Origin of the sequence: Halomonas salipaludis (assembly GCF_002286975.1) — a bacterium.
GTDB lineage: Bacteria > Pseudomonadota > Gammaproteobacteria > Pseudomonadales > Halomonadaceae > Franzmannia > Franzmannia salipaludis.
This window is the reverse complement of the sequence record NZ_NSKB01000007.1, coordinates 93,776-118,594: the sequence shown is the minus strand read 5'-3', so window position 1 is coordinate 118,594 and position 24,819 is coordinate 93,776. Positions and strand designations below refer to the sequence as shown.

Below are 24,819 nucleotides of genomic sequence, written 5' to 3'. Positions count from 1 at the left end.
CATATCGGTTTATCACCTCAAGGGTTAGCACATGGCACTGGCACACATTCTCGGCTACCCACGCATCGGCGCGAATCGTGAACTCAAGCGCGCCACCGAAGCGTACTGGAAAGGCGAACTGGACCGCGATGGTCTGGAAAGCGCGGGGCGCGAACTACGCGCCCGGCACTGGCACGAACAGCGCGCCGCGGGCCTCGACATGGTCACGGTGGGCGATTTCGCCTTCTACGACCAGGTCCTCGACGTCTCGCTGCTGCTCGGCGCGGTGCCGCCGCGCTTTGGCGCCGAGCCTGACGTGGCCGCTGGCGATATCGATCTCGACACCGCCTTTCGCATGGCCCGCGGCCGCGCCCCCAGCGGCGCGCCGGCGGCGGCCTGCGAGATGACCAAGTACTTCGACACCAACTACCACTACCTGGTCCCCGAGCTGCATGCCGGCCAGACGTTCCGCCTGGCCAGCCAGCGGCTATTCGGCGAGGTCGACGAGGCCGTCGCCGCGGGGCACCCGGTCAAGGTCAGCCTGCTCGGCCCGCTCACCTGGCTGTGGCTGGGCAAGGCCAAGGGCGATGACGGCCTCGACCGCCTGAGCCTGCTCGACGGGGTGCTGGCGGTCTACGCCGAGGTGTTGGCACGGCTGGCAGAGCAGGGCGTCGAGTGGGTGCAGCTCGACGAGCCGGCGCTGGTCCAGGACCTGCCCCGCGACTGGCAGCAGGCCTTCGAGTCGGCCTATAGTCGCCTCTCTCGCGCGCCGCTCAAGGTGCTGCTGGCGACCTACTTCGGCGGGCTGGGCGACAACCTCAAGCTGGCCACCGGCCTGGCTGTCGACGGGCTGCATATCGACGCCGTACGCGCCCCCGAGCAGCTCACCGCGGTGATCGACAACCTGCCGGGCTACAAGGTGCTGTCGCTGGGCGCCATTGATGGCCGCAACATCTGGCGTGCCGACTTGGCGGTACTGCGCGAGCGGCTGGCGGATGCGCGCATGCGCCTCGGCGAACGGCTGTGGATCGCGCCGAGCTGCTCGCTGCTGCATGTGCCGGTGGACCTCGAGGCCGAGACCGAGCTCGACACCGAGCTCAAGAGCTGGTTGGCCTTCGCTCGCCAGAAGCTCGACGAGACGGTGACCCTGGCACGCTTGCTGGACAATCGCGCCACGCCGGACGACCGCGCCTGCCTCGAGTCGGCCACCGCGGCACTCGATGCGCGGCGCGCCTCGGCGCGTATCCATCGCCCGGCGGTGGCCGAGCGCCTGGCGGCGGTCGCGGCCGCTGACACCGAGCGCGCCAGCCCTTATCCCGAACGGGCGCGGGCCCAGCGCCGTGCCTTCGAGCTGCCGCTGTTTCCCACCACCACCATCGGTTCCTTCCCGCAGACCGCCGAGATCCGCGCCGCGCGGCGCGCGTTCAAGGCCGGCGAGCTGAGCCAGGCCGACTACACGGCGCAGATGCAGCAGGAGATCGCCCATGCGGTGGCGCGCCAGGATGCGTTGGGTATCGACGTGCCGGTACACGGCGAGCCGGAGCGCAACGACATGGTCGAGTACTTCGGCGAGCAGCTCGATGGTTTCGCCTTCACCCGCTTTGGTTGGGTGCAGAGCTACGGCTCGCGCTGCGTCAAGCCACCGGTGATCTACGGCGACGTGGCGCGCCCCCAGCCGATGACGGTGGCCTGGAGCGAGTACGCCCAGTCGCTCACCGACAAGCCGATGAAGGGCATGCTCACCGGCCCGGTGACCATCCTGCAGTGGTCCTTCGTGCGCGACGACCAGCCGCGTGAGACCACTTGCCGGCAGATCGCCCTGGCGCTGCGCGACGAGGTCGCCGACCTCGAGGCCGCCGGCATTCGCATCATCCAGATCGACGAGCCGGCGCTGCGCGAGGGCTTGCCGCTGCGCCAGGCCGAATGGCAGGGCTATCTCGACTGGGCGGTGGCCTGCTTCAAGCTGTCGGCGGCGGTGGCCGAGGATGCCACCCAGATCCACACCCACATGTGTTACTCGGAGTTCAACGACATCATCGCCTCCATCGCTGCGCTGGATGCCGATGTGATCACCATCGAGACCTCGCGCTCGGACATGGAGCTGCTGGATGCCTTCCAGGACTTCGCCTACCCCAACGAGATCGGCCCCGGCGTCTACGATATCCACTCGCCGAACATTCCCGAGGTGGCCTGGATGGTGCAGCTGATGGATAAGGCGCTGGACAAGATCCCCGCCGAGCGGCTGTGGGTCAACCCCGACTGCGGCCTCAAGACCCGCGGCTGGGCAGAGGTCGAACCGGCGCTGGCCAATATGGTCGAGGCGGCCCGCGAGCTGCGCCGCAAGCACGGTTGATGCTGCGCTGAAGGCCGACACGACCAGGCGCCGGGGCGAATCGCCCCGGCGCCTGTTATGCTTGGCGCGGATCAGGATTCGTTCGCCTTGCAAGGAGCCCGTTGATGACCCCTTCTCCCTCTCTTGCCCGCGTCGCCGGGATCGCCTGTGGCGCGCTGTGGCTGGCCGGCTGCGCCGCTCCCCAGAGCAGCGATGAGCCGCCACCGGCGGTGGTCGACAGCACCGGGGCCACCGCCGTGACCGACGAGCGTTCGGCGGCCGAGGTGGCGGCCAGCGAGCCGGCCCCGCTGCTGCCATCGCTGTTCTTCCCCGGCAGCGCCGAGCGCTTCGTCGCCTGGCGCTGCCAGCCGGCCCAAGACCTGGTTTCGGCGTATGGCGACGACGAACTGCGGCTATGGTCGCGGCAGGGTGCCTACCGCCTGGCACCGGCGGTAGTGGCCAGCGGCGCGCGCTACACGGTCGATGATCTGAGCTTCTGGAACAAGGGCGACGAAGCGCTGGTGGAGAGCGACAACGGCCGCCTCGACTGCCAGCAGGACCTGACGCGCTCCACCATGACCCGCGCCGACCGCCCCGGGGTGATGTTTCACGGCCGCGGCAACGAGCCGGGCTGGATCGTCAGCCTCGACCATGATGCGCCGCGCCTGTCGCTGCTGCTCGACTATGGTGAGCGCGAACTGAACCTGCCCTACCGGGTCACCATGATGGACAATGCCAACGGCCGGGTGCGGCTGGTCAGCGGCGCCGCCGAGCAGCCGTTCCTGCTGGAGCTGGAGGCCAGGGCCTGCTTCGACGATATGAAGGGTGACCCCTTCCCGGTGCGCGTCACGCTGACCCTCGACGGGCAGACGTATAGGGGCTGTGGGCAAGGTATTGCCCCCTAGCCTCAACAGGTCACTTCCTCATGCCAGCGCTCGTCGACCAGCTCGCCGAGGCATAGCGGCGCGTCGGGGTCGAGGATGCGCTGGCCGAGAAGCGCCAGCGCCTCGCCGTTTTCGCGGGGCGGCGTTTCGCGCTGCTCGCTGGCCAGCGGATGCCACTGGCCGGCGTCGAGGTCGGCCTCGAGCAGCGTGAAGGTAAACGGATGAAAGCCTGGAAAGCCCAGGCGCAGGTCGGTAGCGGTGAGGGTCGGGATGTCGTCGATCAGCTCCACGTCGTAGCGCAGGAAGGGACCGGCAAACCAGTCGAGCCGTGCGCCGTTGGCACTGGCCAGCGCCGCTGGTTCCCACTGTGCGCCGCGCGAGAAATGCGCGAAGTCGACCGGCGCACGGCCGTCGAAGATGCTGACCAGCGCCTCGTGCTGGTCGTCGCCGTCGATCACCGTGACTCGCCACAGCAACGTATTGAACGGCGTTGGCTGCACCAGCCGTGGCACGTCATCCAGCCCGCGTTCGGCAAGCCCGGGTCCGATACGATACTCCACCAGGCTCTTGGCGCCGAAGGCGAACACCAGATACAGGCTCGACAGTGCCAGGCCCCAGGCTGGAGCGCGGCGGCCGTTGCCGCTGATCAGGGCGATGACGATGCCTACCAGCAGCGGCAGGGTGTAGAGCGGGTCGATGATGAATACGATCGGCCAGGCGCTGGGGTGTACGTCCAGCGGCCACCATAGCTGGGTGCCATAGGTGGTCAGCGCATCGAGCAGCGGATGGGTGGTCAGGCACAGCACGAAGAACAGCCACCAGTGGCGCAGCGGAATGTCCCGCGCCGGGGCAAAACGCGCGGCGAGTAGCGCCAATAGCGTACCAAGCCCGGTGAGCACGAATAGCGAATGGCTGAAACCGCGGTGTTCGGTGTAGTTAGCCACGGCGTCGCCGTAATCGAGCACCACGTCGAGGTCCGGCAGGGTGCCGAGCGCCGCGCCGATCAGTACCGCCTTGCGGCCCAGCCGGCGGCCAAGCACGGCGCCGCCGATGGCGGCGCCCAGTGCCGCCTGTGTAATCGAATCCATGCTTTGGTCGTTCTCCCTGCGCGCCGAGGTCGACGTGAATGAACGGTTGTTATGAGTGGCGATCCGCAGCAGGGTTCCCGACCCGTCCCGGGGTAGTCTCTGCCCAGGGTGGCCCGGCGGCGAGAATACGCGCCTGCACCGGGCAGTCGTCGCGGTGGGCGCCGGGCAGGTAGCCGCTGCTCATCAGGAACTCGTTGACGATCTCGGGGCCGGTGAAGCGGAAGGTGCGCTTGAACAGCTTGACCCAGTCCGCACGGGGCAGTGGGTGGTGGTGGTCGAGCCAGGCCTTGAAGCTGCCGTGCTCGGCCTGCAGGCGTTGCACGACCCGGGCGTTGTGGATCGTGGCGTCGACCTTGAGGCGGTTGCGGATGATGCCGGCATCACTCAGCAGACGCGTGCGCTCTGGCTCGCCATAGGCGGCCACCCGGTCGATGTCGAAACCCTCGAAGGCGGCCTGGAAGGCGGTGCGCTTCTTGAGCACGGTGAGCCAGGAGAGGCCGGCCTGGTTGATCTCCAGGATCAGGCGCTCGAACAGGCGGTCGTCGTCGTGGACTGGAAAGCCATATTCGTGGTCGTGGTAGGGGCCGTGGAATTCATGGCCCGGGGCTAGGTCACAGTAGGCGGACATGCTGGTGTATCCTGAGGGTCGAAGGTCACTATCGTTAGCATCGAGGAGTCGTCATGTCGAGTCTGTTTCCCTCTCTCTTCCCCCCTGCTGCCCGCCGCCTGGTGGGCATCGGTCTGTTGAGTGCCTTCTCCACCGCGGCCTGGGCAGGCCCGCTGGTGGAGATGTGGAAGGATCCCAACTGCGGCTGCTGCACGGCCTGGGCCGAGCACCTCGAGGCGGCTGGCTTCGAGGTCGAAGCGCACGACACCCGCGAGTTGCGCGAGGTCAAGATCGAACGTGGCGTCCCCCAGGACATGGCCTCCTGCCATACCGCGCTGGTCGATGGCTACGTGATCGAGGGCCATGTGCCGGCGGCGGATATCCAGCGTCTGCTCGAAGAGTCGCCGGAGGTTGCCGGCCTGGCGGTGCCGGGGATGCCCCACGGCTCGCCGGGCATGGAGACCGGGCGCGTCGACGACTACGCTGTGTTCGCCTTCGGCGGGCAGCACGAGGCGCCACAGGTCTTCCAGGAATACATCCACGACTAGCGCCGTTTCTCACCAGCCAAGGAGGCAACCCATGCAATATCTGCACACCATGGTGCGCGTCAGCGATCTCGACGCCTCGCTGTACTTCTACTGTGACCTACTGGGCCTCAAGGAGGTGCGTCGCAAGGAGAACGACAAGGGACGCTTCACCCTGGTGTTCCTCGCTGCCCCCGAGGACGAGGCGCGCAGCGCCGAACTCAAGGCCCCGGAGCTGGAGCTGACCTACAACTGGGAACCCGAGGCGTATTCCGGCGGACGCAACTTCGGCCACCTGGCCTATCGCGTCGACGATATCTATGCGCTTTGCCAGCACCTGCAGGACAACGGCGTGACCATCAATCGCCCACCTCGCGATGGCCATATGGCGTTCGTCAAATCGCCGGACGGCATCTCGGTGGAGCTGCTACAGAAGGGCGATGCCCTTGAGCCCCGCGAGCCCTGGGCGTCGATGGAGAACACCGGCAGCTGGTAAGAGGGAGGCGGTCGCGGCGTGCCTCTCCCTGCCAGGGGCACGCCACAGCCTTCGCTCAGGGGCGCAGGTCGATACGGTAGAGCGCGAAGCCGATATCGTCCTCACCGACCTTCTCCACCGGGTAATCGGCGTTGGCGGCGATGAAGTCGGCGGCGGTGTCGCTGGGCGAGGTCTCGAAGACCACGTCGAGCGGCGTATCGCTGTTGATCGGTGCCAGCTGCCAGTTGCCGTCGGCGCTGGGTTCGACCTGACCCTGCTCGGCACTGACCCGGGCGATGTAGTCGGCGACCACGGCGCGGTTCTCGTCCGGTGAAACGAAGGCGACATTGTCTTCGCCGGTACCTGGGAAGTGGCCGCCGTAGGCGCGGTAGTCGTTGCTGGCGACCAGGAAGACCTGCTCCGGGTCGACCGGTTCACCGGCGTAGCTCAGCCCTTGAATACGCTCGGCGTCGGCATCGAGCAGCTCGCAGTCGCCGTCATAGCGCGCCGGCTGGGTGACGTCGATGCGGTACTCCACGCCGTCGATGACATCGAAGTTGTAGGTGCGAAAGCCCTCCCAGTTGAGCAGTGCCTGGGTCTCCTCGAGATCGGGATCGATGCGATTGAACTGCCCCGCCGAGCATTCCAGCCACTCCTTGAGCTCGGCGCCGCTGACCTTCAGTGCTGCCAAGTTGTTGTTGTAGAGATACAGGTCGGCAGCATTGCGGTAGCTGAGCTCTCCGGCCTCGACCTGGGTGTACTCGTGGGGGCCATCCTTGCGACCGCCGGCGCGGAATGGTGCCGCGGCCGACAGCACTGGCAGCTCCTCGAGGTCCGGGTCGCCCTGGATGAAGCGCTCGACGTAATCCTGTTGTGCCAGGTTGACGATCTGCACGGTGGGGTCGTCCTGGACCAGGGCCAGGTAGCTGTACATCGGCGCGCTGGCCTGGCCGATCGGCTGGCTGACGAAGTTGCGGGTGGCGTCGTGGTCGTGGGCCACGGCGTCGGCGATCTCCGCATCGGCCTCGACCAGGGCGCGGCGCTCGCTGGCGTCGTAGATCGGTCGCGCCTCGGCGCGGGCCTCGGCGACGCGCCAGCCATCGCCATCGGCGCTAAGGGTCAAGTCCATGATCCCGACATGGCTGCCCCAGCGCCCCGGCATCACGGCGACCACGCCGTTGATGGTGCCGCGCGCCACGTCGACCCCGGGAATCTCGGCGAAGTCGTCGCTGGGGAAGACTGCGTGGGCGTGGCCGAAGGCGATGGCATCGATGCCCTCGACCTCGGACAGGTAGTAGACCGAGTTCTCGGCCATGGCCCGATAGGGATCGCTCGACAACCCCGAATGAGGGATGGCGACCACGATATCGGCGCCTTCGGCCTTCATCCGCGGCACCAGTTCTCTGGCGGTTTCGGTGATATCGGCGGCGGTCACCTTGCCCTCGAGATGCTGGCGATCCCAGTCCATGATCTGCGGCGGGACGAAGCCGATATAGCCGACCCGAATCGTCTGGGCTTCGCCGTCACTGTCGACCAGCTTGTAGGATTCGATCAGGTAGGGATCGAAATAGTGCTCGCCGCTCTCGGCATCGAAGACATTGGCGCTGACATAGGGGAAGTCGGCACCGTCGATGGCGCGCTCGAGGTAGTCGAGGCCGTAGTTGAACTCATGATTGCCAATGTTGCCGACCTCGTAGTCGAGCAGGTTCATGGCCTTGTAGACCGGGTGAGTCTCACCTTGGGCGAGGCCTTCATCGGCCATGTAGTCACCCATCGGGCTGCCCTGGATCAGATCGCCGTTGTCGACCAGCAGGCTATTGGCGACCTCGTCGCGCGCCTGGCGAATCAAGGTGGCGGTACGCACCAGGCCCAGGTCCTCGACCTCGGTGTCGCGGTAGTAGTCGAAGTCCATTACATGGCTATGGATATCGGTCGTCTCGATGATCCTCAATTCGACGTCGGCGGCCAGGGCACTGGAAGCGCACACCAGCAGCACGCCGCCCACCCATCCGCTGGGTTGAGACAGATAATGCATTTTGATCCTCGGTATTCGCGTGACTCGGGCCGTCAGCATTGTCAGTCCTGGCTGGCCTGTCAAGCGGGGTCATGAGTCGGCGGCCGAGTCTTACGGCAATTCCTTAAATGGTCGCTAGGAGCGTCATGGGTCTCGATCGATGGCGAACGCCGACCAGGCCTGGCGCGTCGGCATCACCTCGAGCCGATTGATGTTGATATGTGCCGGCAACGTGGCGATGTACAGCATCTGCTCGGCGATATCCGTCGCGCTGAGCGGCGTGGTGGTGCTGTAGAGAGCATCGGAGGCGGCCTGGTCGCCCCCGGTGCGCACTAGGGTGAACTCGGTTTCGGCAATCCCCGGGGCCAGGTCGGTCACCCGCACGCCGGTACCTAGCAAGTCACAGCGCAGTTTGTAGCTGAACTGCTTGACGAACGCCTTCGAGGCGCCATAGACGTGACTGCCGGGGTAGGGCCAGTGGCCGGCAATGGAACCGATGTTGACGATGGTGGCACCCTGGCCCGTCTCGATCAGCGTCGGCAGCAGTGCATGAGTCACGTTGACCAGGCCGGTCACATTGGTGTCTATCATGGTGTGCCAATCCTGCAGCACGGCCTGCTGGGCCGGCTTGGCCGCGAGTGCCAGCCCCGCATTGTTGATCAGCGCATGCACGCGCTTGAACGCACCGGGTAGCGCACTCACTGCTTGATTTACCGCATCAGCGTCGCGTACGTCGAGTACCACGCAGTGTACCGCCGTGGTGGCCGCAAGCTCCTCCTCGAGCTGTTTCAGGCGTTCTTCACGCCGGCCACACAACACCAGCGACCAGCCCGCCTCAGCAAAGCGCAGGGCGGCGGCACGCCCAAAGCCCGAGGTGGCACCGGTAATAAAAGCGACTCTCTTCATGGCAAGCTCCATCTCCGCACCTACACCGGAATCGCGGCCATAGCGTTCCGGCTAGGGTTGCCCATTGCCGACGCCCCGACTGCTCTCCTGCCTCGCCTGGCGCCGCTCGAGACGCCAACATACTGAGCGCCCATCGACGGCGGTAGGGCCAGTTAGCGGTGGTCGATGAGACATGCGGGCGTCTGTCCCGAGCGGCACAGGATTTTGGCTCTACTCAAGCGAACCGATCCCCGCCTAGGCTTGGCGATGTTCTGGTTGCGTGCTGACTGGCCCAGGTGAGCCCTGATCGCGAGCGACCAGCGATGGCCGACCCACGACAAGAGGAATCCTGCGATGAGCGATTGCGTGACCAACGACTTCGTCCATCAACTCGACCGCCAGTACGTCTTTCACTCGTGGTCCTCGCAAGGCAAGCTCGACCCGCTGGTGATAGCGGGGGGAAAGGGCTGCCGGATGTGGGACTATGCGGGCAAGGAGTATCTGGATTTCAGCAGCCAGCTGGTCAATACCAACATCGGCCATCAGCATCCCAAGGTAGTTGCCGCGATTCAGGCCCAGGCCGAGACGCTGGCCACCGTCGCGCCCGCTCACGCCAACCTGGCTCGTGGAGAGGCGGCCAAGCGCATCCTCGAACGTGCGCCCGGGCCCTTCAGCAAGGTGTTCTTTACCAATGCCGGCGCCGATGCCAATGAGAATGCCATGCGCATGGCGCGGAGCTTCACCGGTCGCGACAAGATCCTCTCGGCCTACCGCTCTTACCATGGCAATACCGGCGCCGCTATCGTCGCCACTGGCGACCCGCGGCGCATCCCCAACGAGTTCGCCCGCGGGCATGCGCACTTCTTCAACCCCTATCTCTACCGCAGCGACTTCTGGGCCGTCGATGAGACGCAAGAGTGCGAGCGTGCCCTGCAACACCTACAGCGTGTGATCGAGTGCGAGGGACCTGGCTCCATCGCCGCAATCCTGCTCGAAACGATCCCCGGGACTGCCGGGGTGCTGGTGCCGCCCAAGGACTATCTGCAGGGGGTGCGCAAGCTGGCCGATCAGTACGGTATCCTACTGATTCTGGATGAAGTGATGGCAGGCTTCGGCCGCACCGGCCGCTGGTTTGCGTTCGAGCACTTCGCGGTGGAGCCGGACCTGGTGGTCTTTGCCAAAGGGGTTAACTCCGGTTACGTTCCCACCGGCGGCGTGATTGTCTCTGACGCGATCTGCCGCCACTTCGACGACCATATGTTCTTCGGTGGCCTGACCTACTCGGGCCACCCGCTGGCCATGGCCTCGATCGTCGCGACACTGGACGCCATGCGTGACGAGGGGGTGGTGGAAAACGCCGACCGGGTGGGCAATGGGGTCCTGGCCAAGGGTCTTCAGCAGCTGGCGGCCGATCATGCTGTCATTGGCGAGGTACGCGGTCTCGGTGTCTTCCACGCCCTGGAGTTGGTCAGCGATCGTCGATCCCGCGCACCGCTGCCCGCGGCCGAGGTCGCCAAGTTGAAAAGCGCGATGCTCGCCAAGGGCTTGCTGCCCTTTGTGATCGAGAATCGCCTGCATATCGTGCCGCCCTGCATCGTCAGCGAAGCGGAAGTCGAGCAGGGACTGGCGATTCTCGACGAAGTGCTCGGCGCGTCGTGCTGACGCCCGCCGGGGGCGCTATGCGCCGAACGACTGCGCCAGGCGGGCGATGCCGGGTTTGATACGTTCGGCATCAATGGCACCGAAGCCCAGGCGCATGAAGTTGCGTGGCGGTACTCGATCGAAGAAGTGCTGGAAGCCGGGTTCGATCAATACGCCATGCTGGGCCGCTCGCCAGGCCAGGCGCTGGGTATCGACATGCTCGGGTGCCTCGAGCCAGAACACGCTGGCATGATCGCCGCCCACGCGCCGGCAGCACGGCAGCGCATGCATCAGGCTGTCGTTCATTACCTCCCAGCGTTCACGCATCTTGTCGGAGAACATGCGCAGGTAGCGGTGGTAGTGCCCTTGGGAAAGGAACTGCGCCAGCTGCTGCTGCAGGCTGGAGGGCGGGTGGCGATACATCAGCCGGCGCAGGGCGCGCAGCTCGTCGATCAGCTCGGCGTCGGCCACCAGGTAGCCTAGCCGCAAGCCAGGGGAGAGTGGTTTGGAGAGGCTGCTCATGTAGATCACCCGTGATCCTGCGCGGCTCGCCTTGAGCGCCGGTTGCGCATGGTGATCGAAGTTGACCTCAGCGTCGTAGTCATCCTCGAGCACGATCTGGTCGCACCGCTGGATCTGCTCGATGAGCATCTCGCGGCGGGCTCGGCTCATGGTAATGCCGGTGGGTCCTTGGTGACTGGGGGTGACATAGAGGTAGTCGCAGTCGGCCGCCTCACCGTCGAGCCGCATGCCCTCGTTATCCACCGCCTGATAGTTGAGCTTGACCCCTTGGCGCAGGAACACATTGGCCGCTTCTCGATAGCCGGGGTTCTCCACCGCGACACGGCTGTTACGATCCAATAGCAGCTGTGCGATGAGGAACAGCGCGTTCTGTGACCCTAGCGTAATCAGGATCTCATCGCTGCGCGCGTGGATCCCCCGCTTGGGCAGCACCCGGGTACGCAGCTGCTCTACCAGCATCGGATCGTCCTGGTCGTAACGGTCGCTCAGCCAGCGACGTTCACGCTGGCTACCCAGTAGGCGCCGCGATGCCTCGCGCCACTGTTCCAGCGGAAATAGCCGTGTGTCGAGCTGGCCATAGATGAAAGGAAAGGCGTAATCCATCCAGTTGCTGGGCCGCAATACGCCCTGCAAGTGGCTGGGGCGATGCGTGAATCGCTGGCTCCATCGTGGTGCACCCACCGCCTGTTCGCGTACCGCGACCGGCATGTCAGGTGCATCCGCTTCTTGGTAGGCGTCGTGCAGATAGTAGCCACTGCGCGGCCGGCTGATCAGATAACCATCCTCCACCAGCCCCTCGTATACCAGCGCCACTGTGTTGCGTGAGATGCCGAGCTGCAGCGATAGCCTACGACAGGATGGCAGCGCCTCTTCGGCGGGAATGGTTCCTGCATGGATTGCATCGAGAAGCGCTTCGCGCAGCTGTTCCTGCAAGCCGCGCTGGGCGTCGAAATCGAGATGGAAGTAGTGATCGAGCATGGTGGCTCCCGAAGCGTTGCGAGGACAGTCGCTTATGCCACATATGCTGCAAGAACCAGGCCAGGAACGGTGCACTGCGTATGGCGAGCCGAAGATACGCCTGGCATTGACGATTGACTGCTATCTGGCCAATCGAGGAGGCCAAACTGGCTCTATAGCCTAGCCCTTGGGATTCATTAGGGTGGGGACAGCGATGCGCCATCACTTCAGTAAAGTGCTAGCCGTATCGTGTCTTTCAACAATAATACTGAGGTGTGCCTCATGATTTCTGCAATGTTTCGTCAATGTTCTACGCTGATCCTCCATCGCCCGGCCATTAGTTGCCTGGCACTTACCATGGCTGCGGGGCTGCTGATACTGCCCGCGGAAGGGGTAGCAGCGGATCTGGATGAGATCGAAAGCCGTGGCTACATGATCGTCGCGACAGAGGATAATTACTCGCCATTCAACTATATCGATGGCGGCGATGCGGTAGGCTTCAATACCGATATGCTGGAAGAGCTTCGGGCATACGCAGATTTCGAAATTCGCCAGGAGATACTGCCTTGGACAGGGCTTCTCGCCGCCGTGTCCGGCGGTCAGTACGATATGGCCTTGACGGGGGCGTCGGTCTCCGACGAGCGGCTGCGCGTCTTCAACTACACGCCTCCCTATGCGTCGGCCCAGCACTTTGCCATCAAGCGTGCGGACGACGAACGTATTGCCGATGTCGGGGACCTGAGTGGCATGACCGTCGGCGTCCAGGCCGGTAGCGTACTGCTCTCGAGACTGCCCGAGCTCGAGGAAATGCTGGCCGAGGAGGGCGGTGCCCTGGGCGATGTGGTGCAATACGAGTCTTACCCCGAAGCCTTCTCAGACCTGGCCAATGGGCGTCTGGATTTCGTGATCGACTCGGCCGTGCCGGTCAATGTACTGGTCAGCTCGCGCCCGGATGTCTTTGCCCAAGGCCCGGCGGTGTCCGGTCCCGGCTATGTCTCCTGGCCGATTCCCAAGAACAGCCCTGAACTGCTCGAATTCATGACCGAGTTTCTCTCCGAGATGCGCGATAGCGGTCGCCTCGCGGAGCTCCAGGAGACCTGGTTCGGCGAGAGCTTTCCTGATCTTCCGCAAGAGCCGTTGACCAGCGTGGAACAGTTTCACGAGTTGGCTGGCATCGGCGAATAGCCTCCCTTTGAAACACTCCCTACAGCGGCGTCGATAGCCTCTATCGACGCCGATCAATCTTCGTTCGATGGGAGAGCGGCATTGTGAATGCAAGTGCTTGGAGCATGTTGCTGGAGGGGGCTTGGGTCACCCTCTGGATCTCGGGGGTATCGATTGCCATCGGTGTGGTGGCTGGCTTGCTGTTGGCATTGGTGCGGCTGGCGAGAATTCCCATCATTGACCAGATTCTGGTGCTCTACATCAGTCTGGCACGCGCCACTCCACTAGTGACACTGACCCTGTTCATATTTCTCAGTGCTCCCAACTTCGGGATACAGCTGGATAGAAACCTGGCCGGTATCCTGGCGTTAACCATCAATACCACGGCTTTCAATGCCGAGATTTGGCGGAGTGCTTTCGGCAATTTCTCTCGTGAGCAGCGTGAAGCTGCCATGTCCATGGGCATGACCCCATGGGTCACGTTCCGCCGTATCATGTTTCCGCAACTGATGATCACCAGTTTGCCTGGGCTGGTCAATGAGATGTCATTCCTGATCAAGGGCAGCCCGGCCATTGCTGTAATTGGCATCGTCGACCTGACGCGCGTCACCAACAGAATATCGGCGGTGACCTACGAGCCCTTGCCCCCGATCCTGGTTGCCTGTGCGCTTTACATGGCGATTATCGGCTGCCTGGTATGGCTGCAGCGGATTGCCGAGCATCGTGCCAATCGTCTGGCCGAGTAAGGAGGCATAATGAGCAACTGGGAAATTCTTTGGCTAGAGAGAGATCAGTTCATCGCCGGCTTCATAAGTACGCTCGAGATATTCGGTCTCTCCATATCGGCCGCTTTCGTCATCGGCTGTGGCATGCTCTACATACTGGAAGGTGCGCGACCAAGGCTGGAGGTACCACTCAGGATCTTCGTCGACTCCATGCGAATGCTGCCCTTCCTGATTCTTGTGTACCTGCTCTATTACGGGTTACCCAGCTTCGGCATCAGGTTGAATGCGTGGTGGGCCGGTGTTGGTGCGTTAGCTGTCTATCATGGCTGCTATTTCGCCGAGATATTCCGTGGGGTTCGTCAGACCTTTCCTCCCGGACAAGTGGAGGCTGCACGGGCTTATGGCTTCAACACCGGCAAGATGTTTCTTCGTCTGATTCTTCCTCAGATCATCATGCGGTCTCGCCCCCTGATCGGCAACCAGTTGATCTATGCACTGAAGGATACCGCCTTCCTGGTCATTATCACCGTTCGTGAGTTGACCGCTGCGGCCAATAGCTTGTCGGGTACCTATTTCATTCCAACCGAAGCTTTTATCGTGGTGATCGGATGCTACTGGCTGGTGAGCATGATCATGGAGATTATCATTAAGCAGTGTGGGCGTTTCAGCGCAAAGAGAGGGTTTGATAATGTCTGAGACGACAGCGGTCTCCATCCGAAATCTATCAAAGAGCTTTGATGGGGTAGAGGTGTTGCGTGACGTCGACCTGGTAGTGAAGAAAGGTGACGTCGTCACGATCCTGGGGTCTTCAGGCTCGGGTAAGTCGACGCTGCTTCGGTGTGTCAACTGGCTTGAGCAACCCGATCGCGGCACCATCACGATTGCCGGCCAGCGCATTGGCGTCAACGACGCCGGGAAGCCTATGTCGATGAGGGAGCTTGCCAAGGTACGTGCGCGCACCGGAATGGTCTTCCAAAGCTTCAATCTCTGGCCACATCTCAATGTCTTGCATAACGTCACCGAAGCCCCGATCCATGTGTTGGGTAAGGCCAGGTCGGAGGCCGAGGCGCATGCGCATGAGCTGCTCGAAAAGGTCGGCATGTCGCACAAGACCGCAGCCTACCCGAATACGCTATCCGGCGGTCAGAAACAGCGCGTCGCGATCGCACGGGCACTGGCGATGAGACCGGAAGTGATGCTCTTCGATGAGCCGACCTCGGCCCTGGATCCCGAGCTCGTCGGCGAGGTGCTGGCGGTGATCAAAGCCCTCTCCGCGGAGGGCTATACGATGGTCATCGTCACCCATGAGATGACGTTCGCTCGGGCCGTCTCCGACCAGGTCGTGTTTCTCGACAAAGGGCGGATCATCGAGAGTGCGGATCCGGAGACCTTTTTTACACGCCCGAGTACCGAACGAGTCCAGAAATTTCTCGAGCGCAATGAAGGTTGAGCGTCTGGCGCCCCCTCAGTCCGGCCGGTAGGCGGTGCGCCCGCTGCCCAGGAACATGATGGCGGCGGCGCCGAACAGGAACAGGCCCTGCAGCTCCAGCGCCCAGGCGCCGTTGGCCTGGAAGTCGAGCAGCTCGTGGCGGTGCACCAGGAAGATCGCCACCAGCATGTTGCATGTCATCAGCAGGCCGGCGAGGCGCGTCTGCAGGCCGATGATCGCCATCAGCGGGGCGACGATCTCGCCGACCAGCACGCCGTAGGCGAGAAAGCTCGGCAGCCCCTGGGCGCTGAGGGCATTGCCGATCCAGGTCAGGCTGTCGGGGTTGGTGAGCTTGGCGATGCCGTGCAGTAGCATCAGGCCGCCCACCGAGAGGCGCAGGAGCAGTTTTCCCAGGTCGTCGTTGTGCAGCGCGTGAAGCATGGTCTCTCCGTGAGCAGTGTCATCCAGCCCTCATGATACAGGCTGAGCTGGCCAAGCGGAGAGCCTTGCGGCACTCTTGTCGCTGGAGTCTTTCACCGAGGAACGACGATGCGCAAGACATGGATTCCCGCGCTGCTGGCGATGGCGGTCATGGCAGGCTGTGCCCGCTCCCCGGCGCCGGCTCCCGAACGAGCCCCCGAGCCCGATACTCGCGCCGAGCAGTCGCCGATGGTCGGCGAGCGCTGGCAGCTGATCCTGCTGGGCACCGCCGAGCGCTGGTCCGGCGAACAGCGACCCTATATCGAGGTCCAGCCCAATGGGGGGGCACTGCGCCTGAGCGGCAACAATGGCTGTAACCAGCTCAATGGGCGGGTGCAGTTCGACGATGGCAACCGCATCCGCATCAGCGAACTCTCCTCGACGCGCATGGCCTGCCCCGATATGGCCGACGCCCAGCGCGTCGATGACATGCTGGAAAACGCCTACCGCTACCTGATCGACCACGACCGCCTGGTATTCTTCGGCAGCGATAGCCGCGTACTGGGGGGCTTTCAGCGCCGCTGATCGGGCATGCCCTGTCGTGGCGCGAACTGAACAACGCCGGCCTCAAGGGGCCGGCGTTGTCGTGTCGGGAGATGGTCGCTAGCGGGCGGGCAGTAGCCGGGTCTTGACCGCTACCATGCCGCGGGTAATCGCGCGCGCCGTGGCCGGCGCCACGGGCGTGCACAGCACCCAGGGCAGGGTGATCAAGCAGATCGCCAGCGCGCCCATGAAGATGTCGCTGAACCAGTGGGCGCCACCGAGTATCCGCGGGAAGCTCTTCAAGATGGCAAACAGCGCACTGACCAGGCCCACGCTGCGCCCGGCGAAGCGCCACATGAAGGCGGTGAACAGCATCAGCATCATGCCGTGGTCGCCGGGGAAGCTGGTTGCCGAGACGTCCTTGGTAGAGAAGCCGACCATCTGGGTGATCAGGTTGACGTCGTCATAGACCAGGGTGGGGCTGTGGCGCTCCCAGGGAATGGCGTAGCGCACCGCCTGGCTGAGGATGCCTGCGGTGAGCAGCATGGTGATGCCGATGCCGCCCCAGCGCAGCAGGCGATGCTCGGCTACCGGGTCGCGGCGGATCGCCCATAGGTAGATAGCCAGCAGGAACAGGAAACTAACCACGTCGAACCAGCGGTTGTTGACCGCGGCGACGAAGGTTACCCAGGCCATGTTGTCTGCATGCAGCCAGGCGTTGGTGACGAAGAACACCGCGTCGTCGAGCTCTTCCCAGATCAGCAGGTTGGGCGACCACCAACTGAGCACCAGGGCGATGCCGAGCAGGTTGTAGAAGAGAATGCGCAGGGGATGGAAGGACGAGGGTGGCTGGGTCATGAAAACGTCACGTAGCTGAAAGATTTCCGCCATTCTAGCAGCCACGCCCGCGGATGTGATCAGGCCCCGCGACGCGGGGCCTGATCCTTTGCTCCAGCATGCCTGCGCAGCTCAGCCCGGCAGCAGCTTGGCTTCATCCAGGGCATCGTGGATCGCGTCCAGCGACTCGGGGTTGCTCAGCGCGCTGCGGTTCTCGGCCTTGGTGTCGCCCTGCAGCATGCGCGCCACTGCCAGTTCGACCTTCTTGCCGCTGCGGGTATAGGGCACCGCCGGCACCGCGACGATATGCGCCGGCACGTGGCGCGGGCTGGCGTGCTGGCGGATGCGCTGGCGCAGCTGCTTGAGCAGCACTTCGTCGAGCGCCTGGCCGGGAACCAGGGTCACCAGCAGCACCACTTCCACGTCGCCGTCGATGGGGCGGCCCACTACCAGGCTGTCGGCCACGGCCTCGACCGTTTCCACCTGACGGTAGATCTCGGCGGTGCCGATGCGTACGCCGCCGGGGTTCAGGGTGGCATCGGAGCGGCCGTAGATCACCGCGCCGCCCTCGGCAGTGAAGCGTACGAAGTCGCCGTGGGCCCAGACCCCGGGGAAGCTGGCGAAGTAGGCGTCATGGTAGCGCTGGCCGTCGGCGTCGTCCCAGAAGCTGACCGGCATCGACGGCAGCGGCTGGCGACACACCAGTTCGCCGCGGGCGTTGTCGAGGGCCTCGCCGTCCGGGGAGTAGGCCACCGCGTCGACGCCCAGGAAGCGGCACTGGATCTCGCCGCGGCGCACCGGCAGCAGCGGGGTGCTGCCGACGAAGCAGCCGCAGATATCGGTGCCGCCGGCGATCGAGCCGAGCAGCAGGTCGCCGGAGACATCGCCGTAGACCCAGTCGTAGTCTTCCGGCAGCAGCGGTGAGCCGGTGGAGAAGATCACCCGCAGCGAGCTAAGGTCGTGATCGCGCCCCGGGGTCAGCTGCTGCTTGCGGCACTCGGCAAGGAAACGGGCGCTGGTGCCAAAGTGGGTCAGGCGCTCGGCTTCGGCGGTGCGCCACATCAGGTCCATGTCCGGATAGCCCGGCGAGCCGTCGTAGGTCACCAGGGTGGCGCCGGTGAGCAGCCCCGAGGCCTGCCAGTTCCACATCATCCAACCGCAGGTAGTGAAGTAGAGCAGCCGGTCGCCGAGGCCAAGGTCGCCGTGCAGCATCAGCTCCTTGGCGTGGTTGAGCAGGATGCCTCCGGCGCCATGGACGATGCACTTGGGCTTGCCGGTGGTGCCCGAGGAGTAAAGGATATAGAGCGGATGGTCGGCCGGTAGCGGCGTAAACGAGGGCGCGCTGCCGCGGTGGCGGGCCAGTGCCGTGTCCCAGGCGCTGAAGCGCTCGCCCGGTGGCAGGCCGGTGCCGGGCAACTGGTCGACCACGATCACCTGGCGCACGCTGGGCAGGCGCTCGGCGAGCTGGCCGATCTGCTCGAGGCGCGGGAAGGTCTTGCCGCCATAGCCGTAGCCGTTGACTGCCACCAGCAGCGCCGGCTCGATCTGGCCGAAACGGTCGATGGTGGCCTCGACGCCGAAGTCCGGCGAGGCCGACGACCACACCGCACCGAGGCTCGCCGCGCCGAGCATGGCCACCAGCGCCTCGTAGCCGTTGGCCACCAGACCGGCGACACGGTCGCCGACCTGCACGCCGTGCTCGCGCAGCACGCCCTCGAAGGCACCCACATCGTCGTAGAGCTCGGCGAAGGTCACTCGCCGGGTGTCGCGGCACTCGGCCATGGCCACCACCGCTTCCTGCTCGGCGCGCTCACCGCGGGCGTGGCGCAGCAGGTTGGCGGCGACGTTGAGCCGCGCACCGGGCAGCCACTCGGCGCCAGGCATCTCGCGGCGGCCGAGCATTGCGGTTGGTGGTGTTTCGGCCTCGAGGCCGCAGAACTCCCATACCGAGCGCCAGAAGGCCTCGAGGTCGGCGATCGACCAGGCGTGCAGCGCCTGGTAGTCGGCGAAGTCACCATAGCCGGCCTTGGCCAGCCAGCGCAGGTAGTGGGCCATCTGGCTCTGCTCGTACTGCGCCGGGCCGGGCTCCCAGAGGATCTCTGCCGTGTCCATGTGCGGGGTCTCTCCTGCTGTCATTGCATATACCAGCCGTGGCTGACCACCACCGACTGACCGGTCAGCGCCGCCGTGGGGAAGGCCGCTAGGTTGACCGCCACCTCGCTGATATCTTCCAGCGTAGTGAATTCCTGGTCCACGGTGTCCTTGAGCATCACGTCGCGGATCACCTCCTCCTCGCTGATGCCCAGCTCACGGGCCTGCTCGGGGATCTGCTTCTCCACCAGCGGGGTGCGCACGAAGCCGGGGCAGATCACATTGGCGCTGACACCGTGGGCGGCGCCCTCTTTGGCCACCGCCCGGCACAGCCCGAGCAGGCCGTGCTTGGCGGCGACATAGGGCGCCTTGAGCGGCGAGGCCAGCTTGCTGTGCACCGAGCCGATATACAGGATGCAGCCGCCACCATGCTGCTGGTACATCTGGCGCAGGCTGGCGCGGGTGGTCAGGAAGGCGCCATCGAGGTGTACGCCGGTGACCTTGCGCCAGTTGGCCAGGCTCAGCTTGTCCAGCGCCTCGATATGCTGGATGCCGGCGTTGGCCACCGCCACGTCGATGCGGCCCCAGGCGTCCACCACCTTGGCGAAGCCGGTATCCACGGCGGCTTCGTCGGTGACGTCGATGGCCACGGCCATTGCCTCGCCGCCGGCATCGCGGATACCGGCGGCGGCGCGCTCGGCAGCGTCGAGGTCGAGGTCGCTGATGGCGACCTTGGCGCCCTCGCGGGCGAAGCCCTGGGCAATCGCCAGACCGATACCACCGGCGGCGCCGGTGATCAGGGCAATCTTGTCAGTCATGCGCATGCGGTTGTCTCCACAGAGGGGGAAGGGCGGTCAGCGGCCGCCGTAGACTTCACCAGGCAGCCAGGTGGCCAGGCTCGAGAACCAGAATACTAGCAGCAGCCCGAGCAACTGGATGGCGACGAAGGGGGCTACGCCGATATAGATGTCGCGGGTGGTCACACCGGGTGGGCAGACGCCCTTGATATAGAACAGCGCGAAACCCACCGGCGGCGTCAGGAACGAGGTCTGCAGGCAGATCGCGAAGAGAATCGCAAACCATACCGGATCGACGCCGAGGCTGAATACCACCGGTGCCACCAGTGGCAGGATGATCAGGGTGATCTCCACCCAGTCGAGGAAGAAGCCGAGCAGGAACACCACCGCCAGCACGGTGAGCACGATGCCGGTTTCGCCGAACGGCAAGCCGGTCAGTGCGAAGCGCACCACATCGTCACCGCCCAGCCCGCGCAGCACCGCGGCGAAGATCGTCGCGCCGATGAAGATCGCGAAGATGAAGGCGGTGGTGCGGCTGGTCTGGTAGAGCGCCTTGCGCAGCGCGGTGAGCGTCAGCCGGCGGTTGAGCAGTGCCAGCAGCAGCGCGCCCAGCGCGCCCACCGCCGAGGCCTCGGTGGTGGTGGCGAAGCCGGTGAAGATCGAACCCAGCACCGCCAGGATCAGCCCCAGCGGCGGCAGCACCGCCCAGAACACCTGCACGAAGGCGCGGGCGTTCAGCGGCTCGCGGTCCTTGGGCGCCGGGGCCAGGTCCTTGTTGATATAGGCGGCGATGACGATATAGGCGATGTACATCAGGCCGAGCATGATGCCGGGAATCAGCGCGCCCATGAACAGCCGCCCCACCGAGGCGTCCGAGGTGCCCAGGCGGTCGGCCATCAACACCAGCATGATGCTGGGTGGCACCAGGATGCCCAGGGTGCCTACCGAGCAGGCGGTGCCCACCGCCAGCGACTTGTTGTACTGGGCGCGCATCATCGGCCCCAGCGAGAGCATGCCGAGCAGCACCACCGAGGCGCCGACGATGCCGGTGGAGGCGGCCAGCAGTACGCCGACGATCACCACGGTGACCGCATAGCCGCCGCGCAGGCCGCCGAGCACCTTGACCAGCGAGTTCATCAGCCGCTCGGCGATGCCCGAGCGGTCAAGCATGATGCCCATGAAGATGAACAGTGGTAGCGCCACCATCAGCTCGTTGGCGACGATGCCGTAGATACGTCGGTCGAGCACGCCGATGGTGCCGCCCCAGCTGAACCACAGGTCGGCGTCGAAGAACTCCACCAGCACATGGCCGAGCACGGCGAAGGCGAAGCCGATGCCGGCCAGCGCCCAGGCCACCGGAAAGCCCAGCAGCAGCAGGCCCATGAAGCTGGCGAACATCGCCAGTACGAGAATTTCTTCCAATCCCATGATCAACCTCGTGATTCAGTCAGAAGGACGCTGGTCGCGCTCGGCGGGACTCAGAAAGCGCCGTGGATAGCCGAATAGCAGCGTGCTGCAGCGCAGCGCGCGGGACACGATGGCCACGGCCACCAGACTCAGGCCGATGGGGATCACGGTCTTGATGATGAAGCGATAGGGCAGGCCGCTGGGGGCCTGGGAGCGCTCGCCGCGCTCGAAGGAGCGATAGCCGTACTGGTAGAGCTCGACCAGCACGATATAGAGAATCGGTAGCAGCAGAATCACGATGGCCAGCAGCTCGATCCACGCCTGGGTGCGTAGCGTCATCTTCTCGCGGATCACGTCGACCCGCACATGGTCGTCGGTGACCACGGCGTAGGCCAGGGTCAGCACCATGGCAGCGCCAAAGAAGTGCCAGGACAGCTCCTCCAGGGCGATCGAACCGCGGTCGAGGATGAAACGGTTGACCACATTGGTCAGCACCACCGCCAGGGTCGCCAGCCATAGCCAGGAGGCGGCCTTGCCCAGCTGCAGTATGACGCTGTCGAGCAGATGGCTGATGCGGTTGGTGGGCAGGTCGAGTTTGGCGTGTTCGCCATCCCCCGACCCCTGTTCACGAACGCTCATCGGGTCACTCCGTGGCGAAAGGGGCAAGCACGAACCACCGGCCGCAGGCGACCGGTGGCGGTATCACAAGCGCGGATCAGTCGCTGCCGATCTCTTCCGGCGCGTAGTAGGAGCGCGGCAGATGGCCCTTGACGTGCCAGTTGCCATGCAGCCGCATGAAGTCCTGCTGGCTCTCGAGCACGCGACCGAACATCTCGTCCTCGGCGGCGATCTCCTCCTGCACCTCATTGGTCACGCGGCGCAGTTCATGGAGGATTTCATCCGGCAGCACCTGGGCGTTGACGCCCTCTTCCTCGAAGTCGCGCAGTGCCTTGGGGTTCTCGATCTCGCTTTCCGAGTAGCCGTAGAGCGTAGCGGCACGGCAACCCATGTCGATCTGCGCGCGGGTCTGCGGCTCGAGGGACTCCCAGCTCTCCTTGTTGACCAGCAGGTGGGCGGTGGTGAAGGTCTGGTGCCAGCCCGGCAGCACGTAGTTCTGGACGATCTCCTGCATGCCCAGGATGCGATCCACCGCCGGTGCCGAGAACTCCATGGCGTCGATGGTGCCGCGCTCCATGGCTTGGTAGAGCTCGCCGCCCGGGATCATGGTCACCGAGGCGCCGAGGCGCTCGAGTACCTGGCCACCGATGCCGGCAAAGCGGATGCGCAGACCGTCGATCTGGTCGAGATCTTCGAGGGGTTCGGCGAACCAGCCGGCGGCCTCGGGGCCGATCATGCTGCACAGCAGCGGGTGGACGTTATAGTCGTCGTAGATCTCCTCGAGTAGCTCGCGGCCGCCGCCGAAGTAGTGCCAGGCCAGGTAGGCCGGTGGCTCCATGCCGAACGGGGCGCCGGCGAACAGTGGTAGTGACGGGATACTGCCCTGGTCGTAGCCGACCCAGGTGAAGCCGGCGTCGTAGCGGCCTTCGGACACCGCATCGAGAATCTCGAACGGCGGGATCAGTTCACCCGGCTCGTAGTAGCGCAGGTTGATATTGCCGCCGGAAACTTCGTCGAGGGATTCACTGAGGTAGCGCACCGGCGTACTCAGGCCGACCAGGTGGGAGGGGAAGGCGATCGGTACCTGCCAGCGCACGCGCTCCTGGGCCTGGGCGCTGCTCAGGCCGGCGCCCACCAGCACGGCGGCGGTGGTGACACCGAGTGCGATGGGACGGACTAGCGAGGTGAGAGGGCGGTTGAACGGCATGATAGCTCCTGATTGGCTTCGTTATTGTTGGACAACAACGCCGCACGGCGACGTATGCCTGTGACACTGCAGACTTCGTGCCAACAATCAGGAATAGTGGATAAACAAGGAGTTACGAGATTTCGTCAATCGCGCCAAAAGCGTATATGTCCGTAATAACGGACGATATTTGCCTTTGGTAGTAGATTTGTTGTCCGGATTTTTGGTCATTCGTCCGGATTTTCGGACATGTCGGCCAGGCGGCCGAGCTTCTCATAGAGCACCGAGCGGGGGATGCCGAGCAGCCGTGCGGCCTGTGCCTTGTTGCCACCGCTGGCGGTAAGGGCGTTATGGATGGCGCTGCGCTCGGCATCGCGTACCGCCTCCTGCAGCGGGCGCACCGGCGCGCTCGGCACACCGGGCTGGCGCCCGCGCCGTGCCGGGGCCGGCAGCGCGGTCAGCAGCTGCGGCACGTCGATGACGCTGCACTCCTCGTTGAGTGCTAGGGTCTGCTCCAGGGTGTTGCGCAGTTCGCGGATATTGCCCGGCCAGTCGTGCTGGCGCAGCACGTTGATGGCCTCGGCGGTGATCTCGGCGCGCGGCTCGCCGCTCTCGGCGGCCAGCTTCTCGAGGATGGTGTCGCACAGGATGCCCAGGTCCACCAGCCTCTCACGCAGGGTCGGTACGCGGATGCTGAGCACGTTGAGGCGGTAGTAGAGGTCGGCGCGGAAACTGCCGGCGGCGACCATCTCCTCGAGGTTGCGGCTGGTCGCGGCGATCACCCGCACGTCCACCGGCGCCACCTCGTTGGAGCCCAGCGGCTCCACCTCACCTTCCTGCAGCGCGCGCAGCAGCTTGGCCTGCAGATGCCCCGGCATGTCGCCGACTTCATCGAGGAACAGGGTGCCGCCGTCGGCGAGTTGGAACTTGCCCTGGCGCTGGCGCTTGTCGGCGCCGGTGTAGGCCCCCGGGGCCACGCCGAAGAACTCGGCCTCGAGCAGGTTGTCGGGGATGGCGGCAACGTTGACCGCCACGAAGGGGCGCTCGGCGCGGAGCGAGCTGGCGTGGACGGCCTGGGCCAGCACCTCCTTGCCGGTGCCGGTCTCGCCGAGCAGCAGTACCGGGGTATTGCGCGCAGCGGCCAGGCGCGCGCGGCGCTTGACCTCCAGCACCGCTGCACTGGCGCCCACGAAGTCGGCCATCTCGTAGCGCGCGCCGCGCTTGGCCAGGGCGCGCTTGGCGGCGGCCAGGTCGCTCTGCAGGCGACGATACTTGCTGACCAGCGGCGTCAGCGGTTGCAGGTCGTCATACAGTACGAAGGCCACTGCGCCCTGCACCTCGGTGCCGGCATCGTTGAAGACCGGCAGGCGCATCACCACCAGCTGCTGGCCGCGGTACTCCATGATGTCGAGCAGCAGTGGTCGCCCCGAGCGCACCACCTCGGGCATGCGGGTGGCGGGAATCACCTCGGCCACCGGGCGGCCGATGACCGCCTCGGGGTCCTCGATACCTAGCAGCCGGCAGTAGCTGTCGTTGATCCAGGTCAGGCGGCTCTCGGCGTCCACCGAGATCGCCCCGGCGCTGGCCTGCTCGAAGACCGGGAACAGCGCACTGATCGACTCCAGCGTCAGGCCGCGGTCGACCCCGCCGGGGAAGGGCGACTGGCCGAAGCCTTTGCTGCCGGGGGGCGCCAT

23 protein-coding genes are annotated in these 24,819 nt (G+C 65.0%); 10 read left to right on the top strand and 13 right to left on the bottom strand.

Annotation, left to right across the window (positions count from 1 at the left end):
• Positions 1-31 precede the first annotated feature (31 nt).
• A complete protein-coding gene (gene metE / locus CK498_RS18515) occupies positions 32-2,332 on the top strand; it encodes a 5-methyltetrahydropteroyltriglutamate--homocysteine S-methyltransferase (RefSeq protein WP_095622339.1) in 2,301 nt (766 codons plus the stop codon).
• Between the two features lie 104 nt (positions 2,333-2,436).
• Positions 2,437-3,216, top strand: coding sequence for an MliC family protein (locus CK498_RS18510; protein ID WP_095622338.1), 780 nt, complete (start codon positions 2,437-2,439; stop codon positions 3,214-3,216).
• Positions 3,217-3,218: 2 nt separating this feature from the next.
• On the opposite strand, the gene CK498_RS18505 is transcribed toward CK498_RS18510, so the two are convergent.
• Positions 3,219-4,283, bottom strand: coding sequence for a metal-dependent hydrolase (locus CK498_RS18505; protein ID WP_095622337.1), 1,065 nt, complete (start codon positions 4,281-4,283; stop codon positions 3,219-3,221).
• Between the two features lie 49 nt (positions 4,284-4,332).
• Entirely contained in the window at positions 4,333-4,911 is a 579-nt protein-coding gene (locus CK498_RS18500; RefSeq protein WP_095622336.1) for a DNA-3-methyladenine glycosylase I, read from the bottom strand.
• A gap of 53 nt (positions 4,912-4,964) precedes the next feature.
• On the opposite strand from CK498_RS18500, the gene CK498_RS18495 reads away from it, so the two are divergent.
• Positions 4,965-5,438, top strand: a complete 474-nt coding sequence (locus tag CK498_RS18495) for a DUF411 domain-containing protein (protein ID WP_095622335.1) — start codon at positions 4,965-4,967, stop codon at positions 5,436-5,438.
• A gap of 31 nt (positions 5,439-5,469) precedes the next feature.
• Positions 5,470-5,910 carry a VOC family protein gene (locus CK498_RS18490; protein ID WP_095622334.1) on the top strand — a complete coding sequence of 147 codons (441 nt, stop codon included), beginning with the start codon at positions 5,470-5,472 and terminating at the stop codon, positions 5,908-5,910.
• Between the two features lie 55 nt (positions 5,911-5,965).
• Here CK498_RS18490 and CK498_RS18485 read toward each other — a convergent pair whose 3' ends face one another.
• Positions 5,966-7,924, bottom strand: a complete 1,959-nt coding sequence (locus CK498_RS18485) for a bifunctional 2',3'-cyclic-nucleotide 2'-phosphodiesterase/3'-nucleotidase (RefSeq protein ID WP_095622333.1) — start codon at positions 7,922-7,924, stop codon at positions 5,966-5,968.
• Positions 7,925-8,047: 123 nt separating this feature from the next.
• Positions 8,048-8,809 (bottom strand): SDR family NAD(P)-dependent oxidoreductase, encoded by a 762-nt coding sequence (locus CK498_RS18480; RefSeq protein ID WP_095622332.1) that lies wholly within the window; start codon positions 8,807-8,809, stop codon positions 8,048-8,050.
• Between the two features lie 333 nt (positions 8,810-9,142).
• Between CK498_RS18480 and CK498_RS18475 the strand changes: the two genes are divergently transcribed.
• Entirely contained in the window at positions 9,143-10,450 is a 1,308-nt protein-coding gene (locus CK498_RS18475) for an aspartate aminotransferase family protein (RefSeq protein ID WP_095622331.1), read from the top strand.
• Positions 10,451-10,465: 15 nt separating this feature from the next.
• On the opposite strand, the gene pdxR is transcribed toward CK498_RS18475, so the two are convergent.
• Positions 10,466-11,929, bottom strand: coding sequence for a MocR-like pyridoxine biosynthesis transcription factor PdxR (gene pdxR / locus CK498_RS18470; RefSeq protein WP_095622330.1), 1,464 nt, complete (start codon positions 11,927-11,929; stop codon positions 10,466-10,468).
• Positions 11,930-12,190: 261 nt separating this feature from the next.
• Here pdxR and CK498_RS18465 point away from each other — a divergent pair, with 261 nt between their 5' ends.
• The 4 genes from CK498_RS18465 to CK498_RS18450 all read left to right on the top strand — a co-directional run bounded on the left by CK498_RS18465 (position 12,191) and on the right by CK498_RS18450 (position 15,247).
• On the top strand, positions 12,191-13,093 hold the full coding sequence (locus CK498_RS18465) for a transporter substrate-binding domain-containing protein (protein ID WP_229359136.1): 903 nt from the start codon (positions 12,191-12,193) through the stop codon (positions 13,091-13,093).
• Between the two features lie 83 nt (positions 13,094-13,176).
• Positions 13,177-13,818, top strand: coding sequence for an amino acid ABC transporter permease (locus CK498_RS18460; protein ID WP_095622328.1), 642 nt, complete (start codon positions 13,177-13,179; stop codon positions 13,816-13,818).
• Between the two features lie 9 nt (positions 13,819-13,827).
• Positions 13,828-14,493, top strand: coding sequence for an amino acid ABC transporter permease (locus CK498_RS18455; protein WP_095622327.1), 666 nt, complete (start codon positions 13,828-13,830; stop codon positions 14,491-14,493).
• A complete protein-coding gene (locus CK498_RS18450) occupies positions 14,486-15,247 on the top strand; it encodes an amino acid ABC transporter ATP-binding protein (protein WP_095622326.1) in 762 nt (253 codons plus the stop codon). The genes CK498_RS18455 and CK498_RS18450 overlap by 8 nt, the downstream gene beginning before the upstream one ends.
• Positions 15,248-15,262: 15 nt before the next feature.
• On the opposite strand, the gene CK498_RS18445 is transcribed toward CK498_RS18450, so the two are convergent.
• Positions 15,263-15,667: a DoxX family protein gene (locus CK498_RS18445; RefSeq protein ID WP_095622325.1), complete on the bottom strand. Its 405-nt coding sequence runs from the start codon at positions 15,665-15,667 to the stop codon at positions 15,263-15,265.
• A 108-nt stretch (positions 15,668-15,775) separates the two neighbouring features.
• On the opposite strand from CK498_RS18445, the gene CK498_RS18440 reads away from it, so the two are divergent.
• Positions 15,776-16,231 carry an META domain-containing protein gene (locus CK498_RS18440; RefSeq protein ID WP_095622324.1) on the top strand — a complete coding sequence of 152 codons (456 nt, stop codon included), beginning with the start codon at positions 15,776-15,778 and terminating at the stop codon, positions 16,229-16,231.
• A 78-nt stretch (positions 16,232-16,309) separates the two neighbouring features.
• Here CK498_RS18440 and CK498_RS18435 read toward each other — a convergent pair whose 3' ends face one another.
• The 7 genes from CK498_RS18435 to CK498_RS18405 all read right to left on the bottom strand — a co-directional run bounded on the left by CK498_RS18435 (position 16,310) and on the right by CK498_RS18405 (position 24,819).
• Positions 16,310-17,047: a phosphatase PAP2 family protein gene (locus CK498_RS18435; protein WP_229359135.1), complete on the bottom strand. Its 738-nt coding sequence runs from the start codon at positions 17,045-17,047 to the stop codon at positions 16,310-16,312.
• A 111-nt stretch (positions 17,048-17,158) separates the two neighbouring features.
• Positions 17,159-19,138 carry an acetoacetate--CoA ligase gene (locus tag CK498_RS18430; RefSeq protein ID WP_095622322.1) on the bottom strand — a complete coding sequence of 660 codons (1,980 nt, stop codon included), beginning with the start codon at positions 19,136-19,138 and terminating at the stop codon, positions 17,159-17,161.
• 20 nt (positions 19,139-19,158) lie between these two features.
• Positions 19,159-19,941 carry a 3-hydroxybutyrate dehydrogenase gene (locus CK498_RS18425; RefSeq protein WP_095622321.1) on the bottom strand — a complete coding sequence of 261 codons (783 nt, stop codon included), beginning with the start codon at positions 19,939-19,941 and terminating at the stop codon, positions 19,159-19,161.
• Positions 19,942-19,971: 30 nt separating this feature from the next.
• Positions 19,972-21,342, bottom strand: coding sequence for a TRAP transporter large permease (locus CK498_RS18420; RefSeq protein WP_095622320.1), 1,371 nt, complete (start codon positions 21,340-21,342; stop codon positions 19,972-19,974).
• A gap of 15 nt (positions 21,343-21,357) precedes the next feature.
• A complete protein-coding gene (locus tag CK498_RS18415) occupies positions 21,358-21,960 on the bottom strand; it encodes a TRAP transporter small permease subunit (protein WP_095622319.1) in 603 nt (200 codons plus the stop codon).
• Positions 21,961-22,036: 76 nt separating this feature from the next.
• Positions 22,037-23,146, bottom strand: a complete 1,110-nt coding sequence (locus CK498_RS18410) for a TRAP transporter substrate-binding protein (protein ID WP_095622318.1) — start codon at positions 23,144-23,146, stop codon at positions 22,037-22,039.
• A gap of 206 nt (positions 23,147-23,352) precedes the next feature.
• Positions 23,353-24,819, bottom strand: coding sequence for a sigma-54 interaction domain-containing protein (locus CK498_RS18405; RefSeq protein WP_095622317.1), 1,467 nt, complete (start codon positions 24,817-24,819; stop codon positions 23,353-23,355).

Excerpts from the sequence above, each read along its gene's own strand:
- CK498_RS18490 (WP_095622334.1), top strand. The coding sequence starts at position 5,470 with ATGCAATATCTGCACACCATGGTGCGCGTCAGCGATCTCGACGCCTCG.
- CK498_RS18510 (WP_095622338.1), top strand. The coding sequence starts at position 2,437 with ATGACCCCTTCTCCCTCTCTTGCCCGCGTCGCCGGGATCGCCTGTGGC.
- CK498_RS18440 (WP_095622324.1), top strand. The coding sequence starts at position 15,776 with ATGCGCAAGACATGGATTCCCGCGCTGCTGGCGATGGCGGTCATGGCA.
- CK498_RS18485 (WP_095622333.1), bottom strand. The coding sequence starts at position 7,924 with ATGCATTATCTGTCTCAACCCAGCGGATGGGTGGGCGGCGTGCTGCTG.
- CK498_RS18410 (WP_095622318.1), bottom strand. The coding sequence starts at position 23,146 with ATGCCGTTCAACCGCCCTCTCACCTCGCTAGTCCGTCCCATCGCACTC.
- metE (WP_095622339.1), top strand. The coding sequence starts at position 32 with ATGGCACTGGCACACATTCTCGGCTACCCACGCATCGGCGCGAATCGT.
- CK498_RS18405 (WP_095622317.1), bottom strand. The coding sequence starts at position 24,819 with ATGGCGCCCCCCGGCAGCAAAGGCTTCGGCCAGTCGCCCTTCCCCGGC.
- CK498_RS18425 (WP_095622321.1), bottom strand. The coding sequence starts at position 19,941 with ATGCGCATGACTGACAAGATTGCCCTGATCACCGGCGCCGCCGGTGGT.
- CK498_RS18455 (WP_095622327.1), top strand. The coding sequence starts at position 13,828 with ATGAGCAACTGGGAAATTCTTTGGCTAGAGAGAGATCAGTTCATCGCC.
- CK498_RS18445 (WP_095622325.1), bottom strand. The coding sequence starts at position 15,667 with ATGCTTCACGCGCTGCACAACGACGACCTGGGAAAACTGCTCCTGCGC.
- CK498_RS18480 (WP_095622332.1), bottom strand. The coding sequence starts at position 8,809 with ATGAAGAGAGTCGCTTTTATTACCGGTGCCACCTCGGGCTTTGGGCGT.
- CK498_RS18415 (WP_095622319.1), bottom strand. The coding sequence starts at position 21,960 with ATGAGCGTTCGTGAACAGGGGTCGGGGGATGGCGAACACGCCAAACTC.
- pdxR (WP_095622330.1), bottom strand. The coding sequence starts at position 11,929 with ATGCTCGATCACTACTTCCATCTCGATTTCGACGCCCAGCGCGGCTTG.
- CK498_RS18435 (WP_229359135.1), bottom strand. The coding sequence starts at position 17,047 with ATGACCCAGCCACCCTCGTCCTTCCATCCCCTGCGCATTCTCTTCTAC.
- CK498_RS18420 (WP_095622320.1), bottom strand. The coding sequence starts at position 21,342 with ATGGGATTGGAAGAAATTCTCGTACTGGCGATGTTCGCCAGCTTCATG.
- CK498_RS18500 (WP_095622336.1), bottom strand. The coding sequence starts at position 4,911 with ATGTCCGCCTACTGTGACCTAGCCCCGGGCCATGAATTCCACGGCCCC.
- CK498_RS18495 (WP_095622335.1), top strand. The coding sequence starts at position 4,965 with ATGTCGAGTCTGTTTCCCTCTCTCTTCCCCCCTGCTGCCCGCCGCCTG.
- CK498_RS18505 (WP_095622337.1), bottom strand. The coding sequence starts at position 4,283 with ATGGATTCGATTACACAGGCGGCACTGGGCGCCGCCATCGGCGGCGCC.
- CK498_RS18450 (WP_095622326.1), top strand. The coding sequence starts at position 14,486 with ATGTCTGAGACGACAGCGGTCTCCATCCGAAATCTATCAAAGAGCTTT.
- CK498_RS18475 (WP_095622331.1), top strand. The coding sequence starts at position 9,143 with ATGAGCGATTGCGTGACCAACGACTTCGTCCATCAACTCGACCGCCAG.
- CK498_RS18430 (WP_095622322.1), bottom strand. The coding sequence starts at position 19,138 with ATGGACACGGCAGAGATCCTCTGGGAGCCCGGCCCGGCGCAGTACGAG.
- CK498_RS18465 (WP_229359136.1), top strand. The coding sequence starts at position 12,191 with ATGATTTCTGCAATGTTTCGTCAATGTTCTACGCTGATCCTCCATCGC.